This window comes from Arthrobacter sp. LAPM80, from assembly GCF_046736435.1.
In the GTDB taxonomy this organism is placed as follows: Bacteria; Actinomycetota; Actinomycetes; order Actinomycetales; family Micrococcaceae; genus Specibacter.
Window position 1 is genome coordinate 80700 of the sequence record NZ_JBCHVD010000013.1, and the last position, 20596, is coordinate 101295.

The following is a 20596-nucleotide window of genomic DNA, read 5'->3' on the forward strand; positions in this document are numbered from 1 at the left end:
AGCCTTCATGGGGGAACTAAGGATTGACTTTTGCGGCGAATGGTACGAACCCTCGGCCGAGGCAATCTTCAAGATTGGCCGTGAAGGGGACATCGAGGTTGACGAGAACCCCTACCTGCACAGGAAATTCCTGGAAGTGGGCAAGTACGACGGCATTTGGTGGCTGACAAACGCCGGTACCATGCTCTCTGCCACGATCGCCGACGCCGCCGGCGGCATGCAGGCGTGGATGGCGCCGGGTGCGCGCATCCCGCTGGTCTTTAGCCAGACAAACGTGATTTTCACTGCCGGCCCCACAACCTACGAATTCTCGGTGCACCTGGCCGCGCCATCGTTCACGTCCCTGAGCCGCGAGGAGGACTCGGCAGGGTCAACCACCATCGGCCCAGTGGCGTTCACCCCATCGCAGAAGGCGCTGATCGTTGCCCTGGCCGAGCCGATGCTCCGCCGCGGCGGGACAGGGTTCAGCTCCATCCCGTCCTCGGCGGAGGCAGCCAGGCGGCTTGGTTGGGCGCTCACACGCTTCAACCGCAAGCTGGACAATGTGTGCGACAAGCTTGATCGGGTCGGCGTGGTCGGCCTGCGAGGCGGCGGCGGCAAGCTGGCTACGAACAGGCGCGCACGGCTCGTCGAGCACGCAGTCACCTCCCACCTGGTCACCCCCGAGGACTTGCCACTGCTGGAATCCCAGCGCGGAACTGACGCCGAATGAGGATCAGGCTGACACTCAAGCGCGCCCCGCTGGAGGACAAAAACCTCGCCGTGACGGTTGACGGCCTGGCATCCGTTGGCGACATCGCCACCGAACTTTACCTTGCGGACCCCGCACGCAAAGGCGCCCGCGCGCCGGAGAATCTGTCCCTGCTGGTGGAGGAATCCATGGTTGGCGGCATGCGCGGACGCACCCTTCCCCCCGACAGTAACCTGCTGGAATCGGGGCTGCGGCCCGGCGCCGTCGTGTCCCTGACCCAGGTCAGCGAAACTTTTGCCGTGGCGAACCAGGACCGCGGCCCGGCGGCTGCAACGCTGCGCGTCATCTCAGGTCCTGACGCGGGCAGCGAATTCGCCCTGCCGCAGGGCACCAGCTATGTTGGCCGCGACTTTGACGTCGACGTCAGGCTCAGCGACCCGATGACCTCAAAACGGCACGCCCGCATCACCGTCGGCGACACCATTGAAATTGCGGACACCGGATCGGCCAACGGGCTCATGATGGAGGGCACCCAGGTGTCCCGTGCCGTCCTTGGCTCCTACGACGAGGTGACGCTGGGCGAAACCACCATTTCGGTGGTGAGCCTTGGCCGCGGCGCACAGGCCGGCCCCAGCAGCCCGCTCGTGGAATTCAACCGTTCCCCGCGCGTGGTCCCGCACTTTTTAGCCGAGGAACAAACCATTCCCGCCGGCCCGCAGCGCCCCAAGCGTGAACGCTTCCCCATGATCATGCTGATCGCCCCCGTCCTGATGGGCGCCGTCATGTTTGGTGTCACCGGGAGCATTTACAGCCTCATCTTCGTCGCCATGATGCCGCTGATGATCATCGCCAGCCACTTCGACCAAAAGGCGAACACCAGGCGCGAGCTGCGCGAAGCAATCGCCCAGTTCCGTGGCGCAGTGGCCGAGTTCCGCCGGCAAATGACGGCGCGCCAGCAGGTGGAGCGGGCCGTGCGGCTGGCTGAGACCCCGTCAACGGCAGAAACTGTCGAGGCCATCTACAAGCTGGGCCCCCTGATGTGGACGCACCGCCCCGAGCACAAGGCGTTCCTTTCGCTGCGCCTGGGCGTGGGCCGCCAACCCTCACGCACACCCGTGAAGGCGCCGGGGGAGAACAACACGCTCCCGGAATACATGGCCGAGATCCAGGACATCAAGACCGAGTTCTCGGACATTGACGCGGTCCCCGTGGTCGCCCACTTGCGCACCAGCGGGGCGTTGGGCGTTGCCGGGCCGCGCGGCGTGGTCCAGGACGTGGCCCGCGCCCTTGTCCTGCAGGCAGTGGGGCTGCATTCCCCCGCCGAACTGGCAGTGGCGGCCATGACATCAGCCGAGTCCAAGGAACGCTGGGAATGGCTGCAATGGCTTCCCCACGTCGGCTCCGTGCATTCGCCCCTGCCAGGTGAACACCTGGCCTCGGGCCGCGGTGCCGCCAGCATGCTCCTTGCTTCGCTGGAGGAACTGCTGCTCACCCGCGGCGCCATCATGGACGCCCACAGGGCCGCGCACAGGGGTGCCCTTGACCCCAAAAAGTTTGATCTTCCCCAGCCGGTCATGCCGGCACTGCTGGTCATCATTGAGGACGACGTCAAGGTTGACCGCGCCCGCCTGACACGGCTAAGTGAATACGGCGCCGACGTGGGCGTCCACGTCCTGTGGGTTGCCAGCTCGGTCGAGGCGCTCCCGGCGTCGTGCCGTGACTTTGTCCACGTGGCCGAAACTGCAACCACCGGGCAGGTCCGCCTGGGCCAGCTGACGTTCCCCGTCAGCTGCGAAAGCGTCAGCCAGGACCTTGCCGCCGCGCTTGCCCGCATGCTTGCCCCCGTGATCGACGCCGGCAAGCCCGTTGAGGACGACTCCGACCTGCCGCGCAGCGTCTCCTACGTTGCCCTTGCAGGCCACGACATCGTGGAGGGCACATCGGGCATTGCCGACCGCTGGCTGGAGAACAACTCCGTGGCTTCCCGTGCCGTGAAGAACCGCAAGCACCAGGGCTCGCTGCGCGCCCTGGTCGGGTCCAAGGGCATCGAGCCCATGTACCTTGACCTGAAGACCGAGGGCCCGCATGCCCTTGTCGGCGGCACCACCGGCGCCGGCAAGTCCGAGTTCCTGCAGGCCTGGGTGCTGGGCATGGCCGCGGCCTACAGCCCCGACAGGGTGTCCTTCCTTTTTGTCGACTACAAGGGCGGGGCGGCCTTCGCCGACTGCGTGCAGCTTCCGCACACGGTCGGCCTGGTCACGGACCTCTCGCCACACCTGGTCCGCCGGGCCCTGACGTCCCTGCGCGCCGAGCTGCACTACCGCGAGCACCTGCTCAACCGCAAGAAGGCCAAGGACCTGCTGGCCCTTGAGCGTGAAGCGGATCCCGAGACGCCGCCGTCGTTGATCATTGTGGTGGACGAATTTGCCGCCCTCGCCAAGGAGGTGCCCGAGTTCGTTGACGGCGTGGTTGACGTTGCCGCCCGCGGACGCTCGCTGGGACTGCACCTGATCCTTGCCACCCAGCGCCCCTCGGGCGTCATCAAGGACAGCCTGCGCGCGAACACGAACATGCGCATTGCCCTGCGCATGGCCGACGCCGACGACTCCCTGGACATCCTGGGCGAATCCACCGCGGCGTACTTCAGCCCGTCCATTCCCGGACGCGGCGCCGCCAAGACAGGCCCGGGACGCATCCAGGGATTCCAGACAGGATACGCCGGCGGCTGGACCACCCGCACCCCGCAGCGCCCCCGCATCGACATTGTGGAGATGGATTTTGGCGCCGGCGCGCCCTGGGAACAGGAGCTTGAAGCGGCTTCGGCGGAGGAATCCGAGGGTCCCAACGACATCGCACGGGTCGTCGCCAACGTGTCTCTTGCCGCCGTCGAACTTGGTGTGAAGGCGCCCCGCAAGCCGTGGCTGAGCGAGTTGTCTGAAATTTACGAGCTGTCAAAGCTCCCCAGCCGGCGCACCGATGCGCAGCTGCTGCTGGGCGTCCTGGACGACCCCGAACACCAGGCCCAGCCAACGGTGTTCTTCGAGCCCGACAGGGACGGCAACATGGCCATCCTCGGTGCCAGCGGATCGGGCAAGTCTGCGGCCCTGCGCACCATCGCGATCTCATCGGCCATCACCCCGCGCGGCGGCCCCGTGCAGGTGTACGGCATCGACGCCGCCTCCAACGGACTGCAGATGCTCGATGTCCTCCCGCACGTCGGGGGCATCATCAACGCCGAGGACGCCGAACGCGTCGGCCGCCTCCTGCGCCATGTCCGCGGCCTCATCGAGGAGCGGGCCGAGAGCTTTGCCCAGGTCAAGGCCGGCACCATCGCCGAGTACCGCCGGCTGGCCAACAAGCCTGACGAGCCGCGCATCATCGTCATGGTCGACGGGCTCGCCACATTCCGTGAGCTGTACGAGTTCAGGGCCGGCATGACGCAGTTTGAAACCCTGCAGCAGATCGCCACCGACGGCCGTCCCATGGGCGTGCACATTGTCATTGCCGGCGACAGCCCGAAGTCGCTTCCGGCGTCGTTGGCGTCATCCGTGCAACGGCTGCTGGTCCTCCGCCTTGCCACGGCCGACGACTACTCCAACCTTGGCCTGCCCCGCGACATCCTCAGCCCGGCATCCCCGCCCGGACGCGGCATGCTCGACGGCGCCGAGGTCCAGATGGCCATTTTCGGCGGCACACCCAACCTTGCGCTGCAGGCACGGCAGGTTGCCAGCCTGGCCGAATCGCTCATCCGCCAGGGCGTCAAGGCTGCCCCGCGCGTTGAGTCGCTTCCTGAAATGCTCGACCTGAACGTCCTGCCGGCGGCATCGCACGGGCATGTCACGATCGGCGTCGACGACTTCAGCCTGGAGCCTGCCGGACTGCAGGCAAGCGGCGCACTCATGCTCACCGGCCCGCCGTCGTCGGGCCGCACCACAGCCCTTGTCACCCTGGCCGAAGCGCTGAAACGCTCGACGCCGGGCACCCGGCGCGTGTACTTCGGCTCGCGGCGCTCGGCCATCGCCAACCTGCCGGTGTGGGATGAGTCGATCGTGACAGCCGCAGCGCTGGAACCTGAATTGCAGCGCTTCATCGACCTGGTTGAACGGGAAAGCGAGCCCGTGGCGTTCTTCATCGAGGGTGTCACGGAGTTTGGCGACTCCGAGGCAGAAATGGATTTGGTGAACCTGATCAAGGCGGCCATCAAGGCGAACCACTTTGTGGTCGGCGAGGCCGAAACATCCACCTGGTCCGGAGCCTGGAGCCTTGCCGGGTTGTTCAAGGCGGGCCGCCGCGGGCTGCTGATGAACCCCGGCGACGTCGAGGGTGACACCTTGATGAGCACGCCGCTGGGGCGCCTGTACAACAACAAGTTCATCCCCGGACGGGGCTATGTGGTTGGACGCGGAAAGGCGTACAAGCTGCAGGTCGCAAGCACCATGGACCACGAGCGGTAGGCGTAATAAAGCCAAGGGGAGTTGTCCCCATCGACGCTGCACACGCGGGGTTGATATGTTTTTAGTAGTTGCCCGGCCGGAGAAGCCAGCCGGGGTAAATTTCCAGTACGAAGGATGTGCATCATGGCCGGAATGATCGGTAACGACCCGCAGGACATGGCTGATTTGGTGTCCAAGCTCGCAAGTGCAATCGACCAGATCTCCCATGCCATGTCCTCAATCGACGGCAAGGCCAACTCCGTTCAGTGGGCAGGCCCGGACGCCACCCGCTTCAAGGGCAGCCAGTGGCCGGCATCCAAGCAGCAGCTCAACCGGGTCATATCCGACCTGAACGATGTCAAGACCCTGGTCAGCAAGCAGCGCCAGCAGCAGCTCGACACCTCGGCGAACTAACTGACAGACGCACAACGCCGGTCCCCGCATCATGCGGGGACCGGCGTTTTTGCTTAATCGGCCCGAGATTCTGCAGATCACCGTGGGTTAGCGGTGGCCGCGGAGAGGTTTCCTAGACGAGCCAGGCGGTGGCGTTCGCGGGCAGCATGCCGTCCACGAGCGGAACGCTGCTGAGGGCCACTGTGCCTGCGGGAAGTGCGACGGCGGCATCCCCAAAGTTCGTGACGGTCTGCCAGCCGTTGGGCCGGGTGAAGTGCAAGAAGTCCGGGTTGGTGTTGGCCACCCAGGCCAGCTCCTCGGATGTCTGGAGCTGGCGGCGCAGGGCCAGGGCGTCGCGGTAGAGGTTCAGGGTTGACCCTGCAACGGCGTCCTGGGCGCCCACTGCGTACTCGGCGAACCAGGCTGGCTGGGGTAGGTGTGCTTGAACGTCGCCGAATCCGAAGGAGGCGTCCGCTGCGGTCCAGGGCAGGGGCACGCGGCAGCCGTCGCGGCCCTTTTCGATGCCTGTGTTGCGGAAGAACGTGGGGTCCTGGCGGTCGGCGTCGGGAATGTCAGCCACCTCGTGCAGGCCCAATTCCTCACCCTGGTACAGGTAGGCGGAGCCGGGCAGGGCCAGCAGGAACAGGGTTGCGGCACGGGCACGGCGCAGGCCGAGCGCGCGGTCCAGATCTGCCTCATCGCCGCCTTCGAGGAGCCAGGTCTTGCCGTCCTGGGTCTTCTCCGCATCGGCAAGCTTGGGCAGGCCGTAGCGGGTGGCATGGCGGACCACGTCGTGGTTTGAGAGGACCCAGGTCGATGACGCGCCGGTGGCTGCGGACTCGGCGAGGTTCTTCGTCACTATCGATGCGAAGGATTCGGCCTCGAAGTCGGCCATGAGCAGGTCGAAGTTGAAGGCCTGGCCCAGGCTTGTGGGGGAGGCGTAGCGGGCGCGGCGGGACTGGTCCACCCAGGCCTCGGCGACTGCCGTGCGCGGCGGGTTGTACTCGTTGAACAAGGCGCGCCATTCGGCGTAGATCTCGTGCACCTGATCGCGGTCCCACAGCGGGTTGGAGCCGTTGTGCCGCTTCTCCAGCCGCTGCAGTTCGGCCTTGTTCGGCAGAGGTTCGGTGAGGTCCTTTGAGAGTGCGTGGGCCACGTCGATGCGGAAGCCGTCAACGCCGCGGTCGGACCAGAAACGCAGGGTCCTCAGGAAGTCGTCGCGGATTTCGCGGTTGTCCCAGTTGAAGTCGGGCTGTTCGGAGGCGAACAGGTGGAGGTACCACTGGCCGTCGGCAACCCGGGTCCAGGCCGGTCCGCCAAAGATGGAATCCCAGTCCGACGGCGGGAGCTCGCCGTTGGCGCCCAGGCCGTCACGGAAGATGTAGCGTGCACGGGCAGCGGAACCCTTTTCGGCCGCGAGGGCTTCCTGGAACCATGCGTGCTGGTCGGATGAGTGGTTCGGGACGATGTCAACGATCAACCTCATGCCGGCGGCGTGGAGTGACGCTGTCATCTCATCGAAGTCGGCCAAGGTGCCCAAGCGCGGGTCGACGTTGCGGTAATCGGCGACATCGTAGCCGCCGTCGGCCAGCTCGGAGGGGTAGAACGGGCTCAGCCATACGGCGTCGAGCCCCAGTTCCACCAGGTACGGGACCTTGGCGGTGATGCCCTTGATGTCGCCCAAGCCGTCGGCGTTGGCGTCGTAGAAGCTGCGCGGGTAGATCTGGTAGACGGCGGCCTGGCGCCACCAGTGGGGGTCGGTGGCCAGGATATCGGCGCTGAGCACGGAAAGCGGTGAAGCAGTCATGGGGTGGTCCTTTTCTCGTGGAGTTGGTGCAAGAGGTTAGAGGGGCGCTATTTGACGCCGCCCCGCATGACGGCGGACATGATCCAGCGCTGTGCGAAGTGGTAGACCACCAGCGTTGGCGCTCATGGGCCTGCTGTTGCGTTCATGAATAAAACTCCTTCATGCCAGCCGCCGAACGGTTGCCGTGGCCGAATCCCCACCGGTAATAATTTACGGCTTATATTTAGAGTATAAATTTATGCCCTGTTAGTATTATTTACATCATAAGGCCAGACGTCAAGGGGCACTTTTTGGAACTCACGGCAAACACTCCGCAGCAGCTTCGCCACACCAACATGAGCGCCATCCTCGGTGTCATGCGCCGCTCGGCCGCGGTGACAGGAACCGACCTCATCGAGGCCACGGGGCTGGCGCGGGCAACAGTCATTGCCGTATGCGATGACCTGATCCGGGCCGGTTGGGTGCATGAGCTGCCGGCCCAGCGCCCCGTATCGGGACCGCAAAAGGGCAGGCCCGCGCGGGTCTTTGAGTTTGCTGCCATGGCCGGGGTGGTGGTGGGCCTTGACATCGGCGTGGCCAAAACCACTGCCCTCGTGACGAACCTGCGGGGGGAAATCCTCGCCAAGTCCACCCGGGCCTTTGGCGAATCCGGCGCCGCCGCACGCCTTGCCTCGATCGACACCGCTGTCGACGCAGTCCTGGCCGACGCCGGGGTGCGGGCCCAGGACGTCCTGGTGGCCGCCGTCGGAATTGCCGCGCCGGTTGACCGAAAGGGCAGGATTTCGCACAGCCAGCCGTTCTGGGCGAACTTGGACATCGGCGTGCAGGAAAACCTGCGGGACCGCCACGGCTGGCCCGTCCTGCTGGCCAACGACGCAAACCTCGCAGCCCTGGCCGAGCGCTGGATGGGCGTGCATGCAGGGGCCCAGGACCTTGCGGTGATGCTGGCAGGAGACCGGATCGGCTTCGGCCTGATCGAATCGGGCCGCCTCTTGCGCGGTGTGGGCGGACGCGCCGGCGAAGTTGGCCATCTTGAACTCGTCAAGGGTGTTGGAACACCCGAAGGGATTGCTGTGCTGGCGCGCGACATGGCCCAGGAACTGCTTGAGTCCAGATCTGCCAAGACCCTCATGAGCACCATGGTGGCCGAGGCGGGGGAAGCCGTCGGGGCAGAAATGGTGTTTGCCGCGGCGGCCGCAGGGGACACGGCGGCCCGCGGGATCCTTGACGTCATCGCCGTGCGCATGGCACGCATTATTTCGCTCGTGGGGACACTTTTCGACCCCGACGTGGTGGTGATTGGCGGCGCCGTGGCGTCCTCGGCCGGTGGCCTGCTCGGGCCGTTGGAGGCGGAGCTTGCACGGCTCATGCCGAATCCGCCACGGGTGGAGGTGTCGACCCTCGGGGACGCGATCGTGACGCTGGGGGCCGTGCGCCTGGCCCTTGACCACGTTGAACTAAACGCCCTGGACCTGGTGCTGGGGGAGTAGCGGCGGGAATCACCGCCCATGACGGTGCGAAGCCGGGCTGTTTGGGGTTAGATGGAACCGTGACTAGCCAGCAAGAGACCCCTGATTCAACGCCTTCAGCCGATTCCCTGCCTGCGGCCGCCGACCGCGCACGCCACGCCGACCTGGTGGACCTGATCCAGAAGTACCGGGCGGCGTACTACAACGACGACGCACCGATTGTCTCCGACGCCGAGTTCGACCTGCTCTACAGCGAGCTTGAAACCCTTGAAGCCCTGCACCCGGAACTGGTCACGGGCGACTCGCCGACCCAAAACGTTGGCGGGGAGGTCTCGGTGGCGTTTGCCGCCGTCGACCATCTGGCCCGCATGTACTCGCTGGAGGACGTGTTCTCCCTCGAGGAGCTGGAAGCCTGGCTGACGAAGGCCGCCGCATCGGTGGCGCATCGCGGGGGCAAGGCTCCGAGATGGCTGTCCGAGTTAAAGATCGACGGGCTGGCCGTGAACCTGCTGTACCGCAACGGCGTGCTGGTGCGGGCCGCGACCCGCGGCGACGGCACCACGGGTGAGGACATCACCCACAACGTGGCCACCATCAAGGACATTCCGCAGAAGCTGCACGGCACCAACTTTCCGTCCGAGGTGGAGATCCGCGGCGAAGTGTTCATTGCCTCCAAGGACTTCACGGCGCTGAATGAAAAGATGGTCGCGGCCGGCAAGGCGCCCTTTTCGAACCCCCGGAACTCGGCTGCCGGCTCACTGCGCCAGAAGGACCCGGCCGAGACCGCCAAGCGGCCGCTGAGCATGTACGTCCACGGCATCGGAGCGCGCGAAGGGCTTACCACCGCGACACAGTCCGAAACCTATGAGCTGCTGAAATCGTGGGGCATGCCCATCAGCCCGTACTACAAGGTGGTGGACACCCTTCCGGAAGTCATGGACTTCATCTCCCACTACGGCGAACACCGCCACGACCTGATCCACGAAATTGACGGCATCGTGGTCAAGGTGGACGACCTCGCCACGCAGCGCGAACTGGGCCACACCTCCCGCGTGCCGCGCTGGTCCGTGGCCTACAAGTACCCGCCGGAAGAGGTGCACACGAAACTGCTGGACATCAGGGTCAACGTGGGCCGCACGGGACGGGTCACCCCCTACGGGGTCATGGAACCGGTGAAGGTGGCCGGCTCCGTGGTGGAGATGGCAACATTGCACAACCAGGACGTGGTCAAGGCCAAGGGCGTGCTGATCGGGGACATCGTGGTGCTGCGCAAGGCCGGTGACGTGATCCCCGAGATCGTTGGCCCGGTCATGGCGCTGCGGGATGCGCAGGACCCGCCCGTGCGCGAGTTCGTCATGCCCACGCACTGCCCGTCCTGCGGCACCGCCCTGGCACCGGCCAAGGAAGGCGACATTGACATCCGCTGCCTCAACGCCAGGTCGTGCCCGGCCCAGCTCACCGAGCGCGTGGCGCACCTTGCCGGGCGCGGCGGCTTCGACATTGAGGCGCTGGGCTATGAGGCGGCTGCAGCCCTGACCACCGGGCCCGGACCGGACCCGGCAGGCAACGGCGGCATCATCGCACCGGCCGGTCCGGGGCCCCTGGTGAGTGAGGCGCAGGTCTTCTCCATCGCCGAACTTGACCTGTCCGGCGTCGTGGTGTGGCGTGAAATCAGGTCCAAGGGCGAGGGGACGGGGCGCTTCGCGCAGGTGCCGTACTTTTACACGAAGGCGACCGCCAAGAAGCCCTCCGTGCCCACCAAAACCACCGAGAAGCTGTACGAGGAGCTGGAAAAGGCCAAGAAGGCGCCCCTGTGGCGGGTGCTCGTCGCGCTGTCCATCAGGCATGTCGGCCCCACGGCGTCGCGCGCCCTGGCCACCCGTTACGGATCAATGGCCGCCATCCGGGCGGCACTGGCGGCCCCGGACGCCGCGGAACAGCTGGCGAACGTCGGCGGCGTCGGCGGCATCATTGCCGAGGCCCTCATCGAGTGGTTCGCGGTCGACTGGCACAAGGACATCGTCGACGCCTGGGCGGCGGCCGGGGTCCTCATGGCCGACGCCGTGGATGAATCCGTGCCGAAAACCCTCGAGGGGCTGACCATTGTGGTGACGGGGACGCTGCCAAACCTCAGCCGCGACGAGGCGAAGGAAGCCATTATCATCCGCGGCGGCAAGGCGGCCGGATCCGTCTCCAAGAACACCTCCTACGTGGTGGCAGGGGAGGCGGCCGGGACCAAGCTGGACAAGGCCGAGGCGCTGGGCATCCCGGTCCTTGACGAGGACGCCTTCCGCGAGCTGCTGGCCAGCGGGCCCGCAGCATTCGAGCAATAAACCAAGCAAAGGAAATACATGAGCACGCATAACGTGAGCGTCGATGAACTGCTGGAGGTTGCCCTGCGCGCGGCCGCCGAGGGGGCCGCCGTGCTTGCCGCCCGGGACCCGGCAGGCTTCGGTGCCACCGAGAAGTCCTCCGACGCCGACTGGGTCACGGCCTTCGACGTCGCCGCCGAGAACGCCGTGCGGGCTGTCATCGCCGATGCCCGCCCGCACGACGTCATCACGGGCGAGGAACTTGCCCCCGCGCTGCCCGCCGAACCGTCGGGGTACCGCTGGAGCATCGACCCGCTCGACGGGACAATGAACTTCATCAGGAACATCGCCTACTACGGCACATCCGTTGCCGTGATGGGCCCCGATGGGCAATGGCTGGCAGGGGTTGTCAACGCGCCCGCCCTGCGCAGGATCTACTTCGCCTCCCGCGACGGCGGGGCGTGGCTGGATGAAACCCGGGCCGACGGCGAGCGCTCGGTGCGCCCCCTGCATGGACCGCTCGAGACGCGGGGCGGCACCCTGCTGTCTACGGCGCTGACCAACGATCCCGCAGTGCGACGCCGCCTCGTCTCCGAACTTGACGGGCGGATGGACAACTTTGGCGACTTCCGCCGGCTGGGTTCGGCGGCCCTTGAGCTGTGTGCCGTGGCGGAAGGGTCGGTGGATGCCTACCTCGAATACGGCCTGTTCGAGCATGACTTTGCCGCCGGCGGGCTGATTGCCCAGGAGGCCGGCGCTTGGGTGCACCGGCCGGTGCTTAGCCCGGCGGTCAACGGATTGCCCAGCCGGGAGGAAGTGCTGTCGGTGTGGACGGGCGCCTGCGTGCCGGGACTGGAAGGCGGCTTTGCCCCGGCTGGCCAGGGCCGATCGGCAGAGTAGCCTGATCCCATGACGATGGAAAGAGTAGCCGTGAAGGGTGCCGGGACCCTGCTCTCCGCCTTTGACGTGTCCGGCTTCGCGGTGTCGGCCATGGCGCAGGCTGCCGGCGCCATGGCCCGGTTGGCCCAACACCACGGCTCCTCCTCGCCCGCCGTCACCGTCGACAGGGACCTTGCCTCACTGTGGTTCGGGCAGTCCTTCACTCCTGTTGGCTGGGAGCTTCCTCCCGTATGGGACGCCATTGCCGGAGACTACCGCTGCGCCGACGGCTGGATCCGCCTGCACACCAACGCCCCGCACCACCGAGCCGCGGCCCTTGGAGTGCTCGGGCTGGAAGCCGGCGCCGCCCGCGCAACTGTGGCGTCCGCCGTCGGGCATTGGAACGGGGAGGAGTTGGAGGCCGCCGTTGTCGCGGCCAATGGCTGTGCAGCGCTCATGCGCTCGCCGGAGCAGTGGCTCGCCCACCCGCAGGGCGCGGCAGTTGCGGCCGAACCGCTTGTTGCGTGGGGTGCCGGGCGCCTGACGGACGACGCCGGCGCACCCGGACATGCCCGGGTTGCCAGTGCGGGCAGGCCTCTGGCGGGGGTGCGGGTGCTTGACCTCACCCGGGTGATTGCCGGTCCCGTGGCAACCCGCTTCCTGGCGATGTACGGGGCTGACGTCCTGCGGATCGACCCGCCCGGATGGGAGGAGGCGGGGCTTGAGGCGGAAATGAGCGTGGGCAAGCACTGCGCGCGGCTGGATCTGAAACAGCCTAGTGATTTGGCGGTGCTTGAGGGGCTGCTGGCCGGGGCCGACATCTTCATTCACGGCTACCGCCCCGACGCCCTGGACAGGCTGGGATTCTCGGACGAGGCGCTTGCCGTGCGCCATCGGAACCTTGTCTCGGTGGCGCTTGACGCCTACGGGTGGAGCGGTCCCTGGGCCAACAGGCGAGGCTTTGACTCTCTGGTTCAAATGAGCTGCGGCATTGCCCACTCCGGGATGCTCCACTTCGGCGCCGACACGCCGCACCCGCTGCCCGTCCAGGCCCTTGACCACGCCACCGGGTACCTGTGCGCGGGCGCCGCCGTCGACGCCTGGCTCGGCCGGTTGGAGGGGACGGCCCGCAATGCCCGGCTCTCGCTGGCCCGGACGGCGCTGGAGCTGATGAAATCGGGGCCGTCCGACCCTGCTGCGCCCCTGCCCTGTGCCGAACCCGCGTCACTGGTGGCTGAAGAAACCGTGCGGGGTCCCGGGCTGCGGCTGCCTCCAGCGGTCGTGATCGAAGGAGTGCCCATGTCCACGGACGTGCAGGCGCGGGGTTTCGGTTCGGCACCGCCGCGCTGGGCGGACGGCACCGGCGCTTGAAACAGCAGCTGATGCGACGCCCTGCCTGTCCACTGATTTGAAATGGCAGCTGATGCGATAAATCCGGCCGATTTATCGCATCAGCTGCGATTTCAAATCCCGGGACCCCGGCTGAAGCTGACACCCCGGCGGGGATTGGCCTGGCCACTTACCCCTGCCAGCCCTGCTTGCGCAGAGCTTTGGCGAACATCCCGGCCACATGGGCCTCGCCTTTGCGCATGTCGGCGCTGTACACCTTGACCTGCAGCCATCCGCGCGCCGCGCTTCGTTCATCGCGGTTCCTGTCGTACAGCTGCTTCTGCGTTGTCTGGTGGATCTCACCTTCATATTGGCCGCTGGTCTTGTATTCCTCGCAGGCCAGGTCCGGCCATACTTCCGGGTCGCCGGGTATGGCGAAGTTCGTCATGAATTCGGGAAGTCCGGCGCGGTGCAGCAGCAGCCGCAGCCTGGTTTCCGGCCGGGAATCCACGCCAACCCGCATCAGTTCCATGGCTGCCCGGGCGGCGTTCAGGCCGCGGACGCGGTGGTGTCCGGCCACATAGGACCGGAGTTTCCCTGCCGGCACGATCGGCGCCTTGGGTGGTTCAAAGGGCCGGTCGTGCCAGCAGATCAGGAAATCGGCCACAGCCACCAGGTCATCGAGGCCAAGAATTGCGCTGAGGTCCAGGAACGTCCGCTCCGGAGTTGTCACCGGGACGCCGTCGATGTACATGACGTCTTCGGGGGCCAGGGTGTTGGTGTGGCCGATGACGTTCCTGCGCCGTGGTTGGGCTGAATGGGCCGGGCGGGTGATGTGGATGGTTCGAATCTCATCGTCAAACCATGGCAGCGGCATTCCGTGAAGTTGCGCCGCCGTAACGTGGGAGATGCACCCTGATGAGGACAAGAGCGCATAGGGGCGCACCCGATCGAGCAACTTCTGCTGCCTGCCGAGAGGAACCCTGATGCCCCTGCTGGGCGTGCCCAGGCCGGCAGCACGCAGATGACTGCGCGTGGCTCCTGACGCCAGGCCCTCCTCAAACGTGAAGGAGCGCCGGGCAAGGAAGCCGAATCTTCTCGGAGGGGCGACCATGCATCAAGTCTGGCCCACTTTAACGTCCGGCATCCGCAGTTATCCACAGGCAGGGGCTGTCGCTGGCTAAGGTCCGGCGGTCTCCTGATTCCAAACTGCAGCTGATGCGATAAACAGGCGCGATTTATCGCATCACCTGCAGTTTGGAATGTTCGGCCGGGACGGGGGCCGGGCGCGGAAATTTCCCAGCCGGGCCCCGGGTGCGGAAGACTTGGAAGGCAAGGGCCACCACCGGACGTTGCGACTGAACCAGCACCACTGAACCAGCAGTATAGAACCAGCCAGAGAGCCTCCATCGCATGAGCATCACCGTCCGTCCCATCACCGAAGCAGATTACGACGCCGTGGCGCGGATTACCGCCGACGCGTACCTGGGTGCGGGGTACTTTACCGACACCAACCATCCCTATATGGCCAAGATCATGAGGGTGGCGGAGCGGGCGGCCGTGGCGCCGATGATTGTCGCCGAGCGCGACGGGGCGGTGGTGGGCTCGGCCACCCTCGCCGTTTATGGTGATCAATGGGCGGACTTGGCCCTGCCGGATGAGCTGGAATTCCGACTCTTGGTGGTTGATCCGGCCGTGCAGCGCAGCGGTGCCGGGCGTGCCCTTGTCAGCTGGATCCTGGATCAGGCACGCAGCACGGAGGGGATCACGGCCGTTAGCCTCACCACGGGCAACGACTGGCACTCGGCCCACGCCCTGTACCAGAAGCTGGGGTTCTCGCGCGTTCCCGAACGTGACTGGCCCATCCCTGAAAACGGCAAGATGCTGCGCGTGTACCGGATGGCGCTCGAGCCGAGGATGGCCTCATGACACCCGGAGAGCACTCCGAACCCGTGGCGGCAAAGCTGGGCAACGGCCACCGCAGACTCCTGCAGCCGCCCTCCGTTAACTCCCTGATGGACAACTTCGTCTTCGCCCTGAGCGGTGTGGCGGCGCTGTGGCTGGCCTGGCTGGTACTGACCGAGTCCCTGCACGTGGGCTGGTACCTTGTGCCTGCCTTCATTCTCTTCTGGCTGCTCCTGGCCTACCTGGTGCTGCCCCGGGTACACAGGATCCTAACCTCAATCTATGTTCCCGACTACTTCATCGGCCGGGCCCGCACCTCCGACGGGCTGCTCGGGGACCCCATCAACCTCGCCGCAGAAGGCAGCGAAGCCCAATTGGACGCCGCCATGACCGGTGCCGGCTGGATCAGGGCCGATGAGGTCACCCTGCGTTCGAGTTGGCGCATCGTGACCTCAACGGTGTTCAGGCGCAGCTACGACGAGGCGCCCGTGAGCCCCCTGCTGCTCTTTGGCCGCCAACAGGACCTGGCGTACCAGCAGGAAGTCGCCGGTAATCCCGCCAAACGCCACCACGTGCGCTTTCGGAAATGTCCCGAGGGCTGGATGCTACCCGGGGGACATAAGGCTGGCTGGCTTGCGGCGGGCACCTTTGACAGGGCCGTCGGCTTCTCACTTTTCACGCTTCAAATCACGCACAAGATCGACGCCGACACCGACGTTGAGCGCGACCATATCGTGGCAACCCTGGTAGAGAGCCGCCCTGAAATTTCTGTACGCACCATCGCGGACTTTTCCACCGGATACCACTCGCGCAACGGCGGCGGGGACACGATCGAAACCGACGGCAACCTGCCGGTGGTCGATGTCAGCAAGGTGCCCTCGGCCGCCATGGCTGCACATCAGGGTGCCGAGGCGCGGATGGCCGCGCGGGAACGGCGCCGGCCTGTCTCAACAACCCTGGGCGTGGTCCTCATGGGCATCCGTGTCGTGGTGGGCATCGTGACGCTGAGCCTGACCCTGGGCGACCGTGCGAGCATTATTGGCGAAGCGGCGGCCTCACTGCCCGCCAACGAAGTCGCCATCGCGGGCTTGGTCGTGGACATCGTCGTCGCCGTCACGTCCGCCTCCATGCTCCTCTACGTGGCGCTCGCCGTCTTGGTTTTCCGTGGCAGCAACCGGGCAAGGGTCACCGTCATGGCCTTTAGTGTGGTGTTGATTGTGGTGGCGGCCGTTGGCTTCTTCAGCGGCATGTCCGTCACGTTGCGCGGGGACCTCTTCGGGCTCCCCGTGGACATCTTGTTGCTGCTTGCCTTGTCGGCCCAGAAGTCGAGTTTGTGGTCGCGACGGGACGCAATTCATCATGCGCCACGGGAGATAAGCTAGGGGTACACACTTTTATTTCTTTTTGTAGGGGAGATCCATGGCTGCGATCAACCGTGACGACGTGGCGCATTTGGCGCAACTGGCTCACATCGAGATGAGCGACGAAGAACTGGACCGCATGGCCACCGAGCTGGCAGTGATTGTCGATTCGGTGAAGAGCGTCAGCGAGGCTGCAGGGGCGGATGTTCCTGCCACCTCGCACCCGATTCCGCTGACAAATGTCATGCGAGAAGACGTCGTCGGACACGTACTCACCGTCGAGGAGGCACTCTCGGGCGCCCCCGATTCCGCCGACGGCCGTTTCAAGGTCCCCGCCATTCTGGAGGAAAGCTAAACCATGAGCGCCCACGAACTGATTCGTTCCAGCGCGGCCGTCATGGCCGCCAAGCTCGCCGCCGGCGAGATCACCTCCGTTGAACTGGTCCAGGCCCACCTTGACCGCATTGCCGAGGTCGACGGCGGAGAGCGCGGCGTTCACGCGTTCCTGCACGTCAACGCTGAAGAAGCGCTCGCCGTCGCAGCCGATGTCGACGCCCGCCGCGCCGCAGGCGAAGACCTCCACGAGCTTGCCGGCGTGCCGATCGCCATCAAGGACCTCATTGTGACGAAGGGTCAGCCCACCACGGCTGGCTCGAAGATCCTTGAGGGCTGGATGAGCCCTTACGACGCCACCGTTATCAAGAAGATCCGTGCCGCACGCATGCCGATGCTGGGCAAGACGAACCTTGATGAATTCGCCATGGGTTCCTCCACCGAGCACTCTGCTTATGGCCCCACCCGCAACCCCTGGGACCTTGACCGGATCCCGGGCGGTTCCGGCGGTGGCTCCGCAGCTGCTGTTGCAGCTTTCGAAGCCCCCCTTGCCTTGGGCACCGATACCGGTGGCTCCATCCGCCAGCCCGGCGCCGTCACGGGCACCGTTGGCGTGAAGCCCACCTACGGTGCAGTTTCGCGCTACGGTGCCATCGCCATGGCCTCCTCGCTGGATCAGATCGGCCCGGTTACCCGCACGGTCCTTGACTCGGCGCTGCTGCAAGAAGTCATCGGCGGTCACGACCCGCAGGACTCCACCTCGCTGACCGACCCCTCAACCGGCCTTGCCGACGCCGCCCGCATTGGCAACGTTGCGGGCATGAAAATCGGCATCATCAAGGAACTGCACGGTGAAGGCTTCCAGCCCGGCGTCGAGAACCGCTTCAACGAATCCGTGGAACTGCTGCGCAACGCCGGCGCCGAGATCATCGAGGTCTCGTGCCCCAACTTCGGCTATGCCCTGGGTGCCTACTACCTGATCATGCCGTCGGAGGCCTCCTCGAACCTTGCCAAGTTCGACGGCGTCCGTTTCGGTTTGCGCACCCTGCCCACCGAGGGCCCGCTCACGATTGAGCGCGTCATGGGTGCAACCCGCGCCGCCGGCTTTGGCGATGAGGTCAAGCGCCGCATCATCCTGGGCACCTACGCCCTGTCGGCCGGATACTACGACGCCTACTACGGCTCGGCCCAGAAGGTGCGCACCCTGATCCAGCGCGACTTCGACGCCGCGTTCGCTCAGGTTGACGTGCTGATCTCCCCGACGTCCCCCGTGACGGCGTTCAAATTGGGTGAGAAGCTCGATGACCCGCTGGCTATGTACCTGAACGACATTGCCACGATCCCGGCAAACATGGCCGGCGTCCCCGGTCTGACCCTGCCCGGTGGTCTCGCGGATGAAGACGGCCTGCCCGTCGGCATCCAATTCCTGGCACCTGCCCGCGAGGACGCGCGCCTGTACCGTGTCGGCGCAGTCCTGGAAGCCCTGCTTGAAGAGCAGTGGGGCGGCCCCATCCTGGACCAGGCCCCGGTCCTGGCGTCCACCAACGAGACCGCAGCCGAGGAGGCAAACTAATGAGCGTTGACACCATTGTGAGCTACGAGGAAGCCCTCGAAAAGTACGAACCCGTCATGGGTTTCGAGGTCCACGTTGAGCTGAACACCAAGACCAAGATGTTCTCCTCCGCGCCGAACGTCTTTGGCGATGACCCCAACACCAACGTCAACGAGGTGTGCCTGGGCCTGCCCGGCGTACTGCCCGTTGTCAACAAAAAAGCCGTTGAGTCCTCGATCCTGATCGGTCTGGCACTGAACTGCAAGATTGCCCCGCACAGCACCTTTGCGCGCAAGCAGTATTTCTACCCGGACACACCCAAGAACTTCCAGACGTCCCAGTACGATGACCCCATCTGCTACGACGGCTGGATCGACATTGAACTGGACGACGGCACAGTTTTCCACGTGGAAATTGAACGCGCCCACATGGAAGAGGACGCCGGCAAGCTGACCCACATGGGTGGCTCCACCGGCCGCATCCAGGGTGCAGATTTCTCCCTGGTCGACTACAATCGCTCGGGTGTGCCCCTGGTGGAAATCGTCACCAAGCCCATCGTCGGTGCCGGCACCCGTGCGCCCGAACTGGCCAAGGCCTACGTTGCAGCCATTCGCGAAATTGTGAAGAACCTCGGCGTATCCGAGGCCAAGATGGAGCACGGCAACGTCCGTTGCGACGCCAACGTTTCGCTGCGCCCCTACGGCCAGGAAAAGCTCGGCACCCGCACCGAGACGAAGAACGTGAACTCGCTGCGCGCCGTCGAAAACGCCGTGACGTTTGAGATCCAGCGACACGCCGCTGTCTTGGAATCAGGCGCGAAGATCGTTCAGGAAACCCGCCACTGGCACGAGGACACGAAGTCGACCACCTCGGGGCGCCCCAAGTCCGACTCCGACGATTACCGTTACTTCCCGGAACCTGACCTGGTGCCCATCGTCACCACCGCAGAGTGGGTTGAGGAACTGCGCGCAACCCTGCCCGAGCCGCCCGCCGAGCGCCGCAAGCGCCTGCAGGCTGACTGGGGCTACACCGACCTGGAGTTCCGCGACGTTGTCAACGCCGGACTCATGGACGAAATCGAAGAGACAGTTGCTGCCGGTGCAACGGCAGCCGCGGCCCGCAAGTGGTGGATGGGTGAGATCGCCCGCCGGGCCAAGCTGGCCGACGTCGACCCCGCCGCACTGGGTGTCACGCCCGCCGTCGTGGTGGAGATTGAAAAGCTCATCGCCTCCGGTGCCATCAACGACAAGCTGGCCCGCAAGGTGCTCGACGGCGTCCTTGCGGGCGAAGGCACACCCGCCGAGGTTGTGGCCAAGCGCGGCCTGGCCGTGGTGTCCGACGACGGTGCCCTGCAGAGGGCGATCGATGAGGCGCTGGCGGCACAGCCCGACGTGGCCGAGAAGATCCGTGGCGGCAAGATCCAGGCTGTCGGTGCCATTGTCGGCGGCGTCATGAAGGTGACCCGCGGACAGGCTGATGCGGCCCGTGTGCGCGAGCTGATCCTCAAGACGCTCGGCGTTGAGGGCTAACTTCACCTCACTGGTCCAGTTTGTCGAGATCTGCGCCCGTCCCCGCTTTTCGCGCCCGTTACAACGGGCGCGAAAAGCGGGGACGGGCGCATTTTTCATGCAGACCTATTTTGCGGCTGTCAATGAAGTGACTGTGCGGATTGGAAGCTGACACGGCATTGGCATGGATGCGTAAGCGTAGGATTGCCCCGAGCCATTGTTTTGGGTCTGTGGGCGACTGCACCAACCGCCAGATCTGACGCCTCACGTTAGGAGCTTCACCGTGAACAATCGGGAACGTTCGTTCGGGGCAGATTCTGCCGATGCCGACCCCAGTTATTGGGCGTCCCGGCGCCACGTGGTCGCGGTAACAATTGCTGGGGGCATTCTTGTTGTTGTAGTTGCACTGTTCTGTGCCGTCGTGACGGTCGATGCCAGCAGTCCAGGCAGCACCACGGCTCGGCAGATTTTGGCTGTCGGCTCCAACAACGGCGTCGCCAAGCCGGAATCCACTGACATGACCTCCGGGCCCGTTGGGGCTACTACATCACCGGCAGAGAATTCCAGCCCGCCGACTACACCTACTGCTTTGACCCCGTCAAACAATGGCTCCGAGAACTATTC

The 20596-nt window shown here is 65.5% G+C and carries 15 protein-coding genes; 13 read left to right on the forward strand and 2 right to left on the reverse strand.

The window, feature by feature from the left end:
- Positions 1-7 precede the first annotated feature (7 nt).
- The 3 genes from AAGW05_RS13600 (at position 8) to AAGW05_RS13610 (ending at position 5538) form a co-directional block, all read left to right on the forward strand.
- Positions 8-712, forward strand: a complete 705-nt coding sequence (locus tag AAGW05_RS13600) for a hypothetical protein (protein WP_411805089.1) — start codon at positions 8-10, stop codon at positions 710-712.
- Positions 709-5145 (forward strand): FtsK/SpoIIIE domain-containing protein, encoded by a 4437-nt coding sequence (locus AAGW05_RS13605; RefSeq protein ID WP_411805090.1) that lies wholly within the window; start codon positions 709-711, stop codon positions 5143-5145. Before AAGW05_RS13600 ends, AAGW05_RS13605 begins: the two co-directional genes overlap by 4 nt.
- A gap of 123 nt (positions 5146-5268) precedes the next feature.
- Positions 5269-5538, forward strand: a complete 270-nt coding sequence (locus tag AAGW05_RS13610) for a hypothetical protein (RefSeq protein WP_411805091.1) — start codon at positions 5269-5271, stop codon at positions 5536-5538.
- Positions 5539-5650: 112 nt separating this feature from the next.
- Here the strand turns inward: AAGW05_RS13610 and AAGW05_RS13615 are convergent, their stop codons facing one another.
- Positions 5651-7324 (reverse strand): glycoside hydrolase family 13 protein, encoded by a 1674-nt coding sequence (locus AAGW05_RS13615; RefSeq protein WP_411805092.1) that lies wholly within the window; start codon positions 7322-7324, stop codon positions 5651-5653.
- Positions 7325-7614: 290 nt separating this feature from the next.
- On the opposite strand from AAGW05_RS13615, the gene AAGW05_RS13620 reads away from it, so the two are divergent.
- The 4 genes from AAGW05_RS13620 to AAGW05_RS13635 are packed head-to-tail and all read left to right on the forward strand — an operon-like array spanning position 7615 to position 13355.
- The gene (locus AAGW05_RS13620; RefSeq protein ID WP_411805093.1) at positions 7615-8814 is read left to right on the forward strand and encodes an ROK family protein; all 1200 of its coding nucleotides are present in this window, start codon (positions 7615-7617) and stop codon (positions 8812-8814) included.
- Between the two features lie 59 nt (positions 8815-8873).
- Complete coding sequence (ligA, locus tag AAGW05_RS13625; protein ID WP_411805094.1) at positions 8874-11126, forward strand: NAD-dependent DNA ligase LigA; 2253 nt, start codon at positions 8874-8876, stop codon at positions 11124-11126.
- An 18-nt stretch (positions 11127-11144) separates the two neighbouring features.
- On the forward strand, positions 11145-12005 hold the full coding sequence (locus tag AAGW05_RS13630; protein WP_411805095.1) for an inositol monophosphatase family protein: 861 nt from the start codon (positions 11145-11147) through the stop codon (positions 12003-12005).
- A gap of 9 nt (positions 12006-12014) precedes the next feature.
- Positions 12015-13355 carry a CoA transferase gene (locus AAGW05_RS13635; RefSeq protein WP_411805096.1) on the forward strand — a complete coding sequence of 447 codons (1341 nt, stop codon included), beginning with the start codon at positions 12015-12017 and terminating at the stop codon, positions 13353-13355.
- Positions 13356-13503: 148 nt separating this feature from the next.
- Here the strand turns inward: AAGW05_RS13635 and AAGW05_RS13640 are convergent, their stop codons facing one another.
- Positions 13504-14427, reverse strand: coding sequence for a hypothetical protein (locus tag AAGW05_RS13640; protein ID WP_411805097.1), 924 nt, complete (start codon positions 14425-14427; stop codon positions 13504-13506).
- Between the two features lie 299 nt (positions 14428-14726).
- Between AAGW05_RS13640 and AAGW05_RS13645 the strand changes: the two genes are divergently transcribed.
- From AAGW05_RS13645 to AAGW05_RS13670, 6 genes are all read left to right on the forward strand, one after another.
- Entirely contained in the window at positions 14727-15242 is a 516-nt protein-coding gene (locus tag AAGW05_RS13645; protein WP_411805098.1) for a GNAT family N-acetyltransferase, read from the forward strand.
- Complete coding sequence (locus AAGW05_RS13650; protein WP_411805099.1) at positions 15239-16600, forward strand: LssY C-terminal domain-containing protein; 1362 nt, start codon at positions 15239-15241, stop codon at positions 16598-16600. Before AAGW05_RS13645 ends, AAGW05_RS13650 begins: the two co-directional genes overlap by 4 nt.
- Positions 16601-16637: 37 nt before the next feature.
- Positions 16638-16934, forward strand: a complete 297-nt coding sequence (gatC, locus tag AAGW05_RS13655) for an Asp-tRNA(Asn)/Glu-tRNA(Gln) amidotransferase subunit GatC (RefSeq protein WP_411805100.1) — start codon at positions 16638-16640, stop codon at positions 16932-16934.
- Positions 16935-16937: 3 nt separating this feature from the next.
- Positions 16938-18485, forward strand: coding sequence for an Asp-tRNA(Asn)/Glu-tRNA(Gln) amidotransferase subunit GatA (gatA, locus tag AAGW05_RS13660; protein ID WP_411805101.1), 1548 nt, complete (start codon positions 16938-16940; stop codon positions 18483-18485).
- A complete protein-coding gene (gatB, locus tag AAGW05_RS13665; protein ID WP_411805102.1) occupies positions 18485-19993 on the forward strand; it encodes an Asp-tRNA(Asn)/Glu-tRNA(Gln) amidotransferase subunit GatB in 1509 nt (502 codons plus the stop codon). The genes gatA and gatB overlap by 1 nt, the downstream gene beginning before the upstream one ends.
- A 262-nt stretch (positions 19994-20255) precedes the next feature.
- On the forward strand, positions 20256-20596 hold a 341-nt coding region (locus tag AAGW05_RS13670), incomplete at its 3' end, for a hypothetical protein (protein ID WP_411805103.1).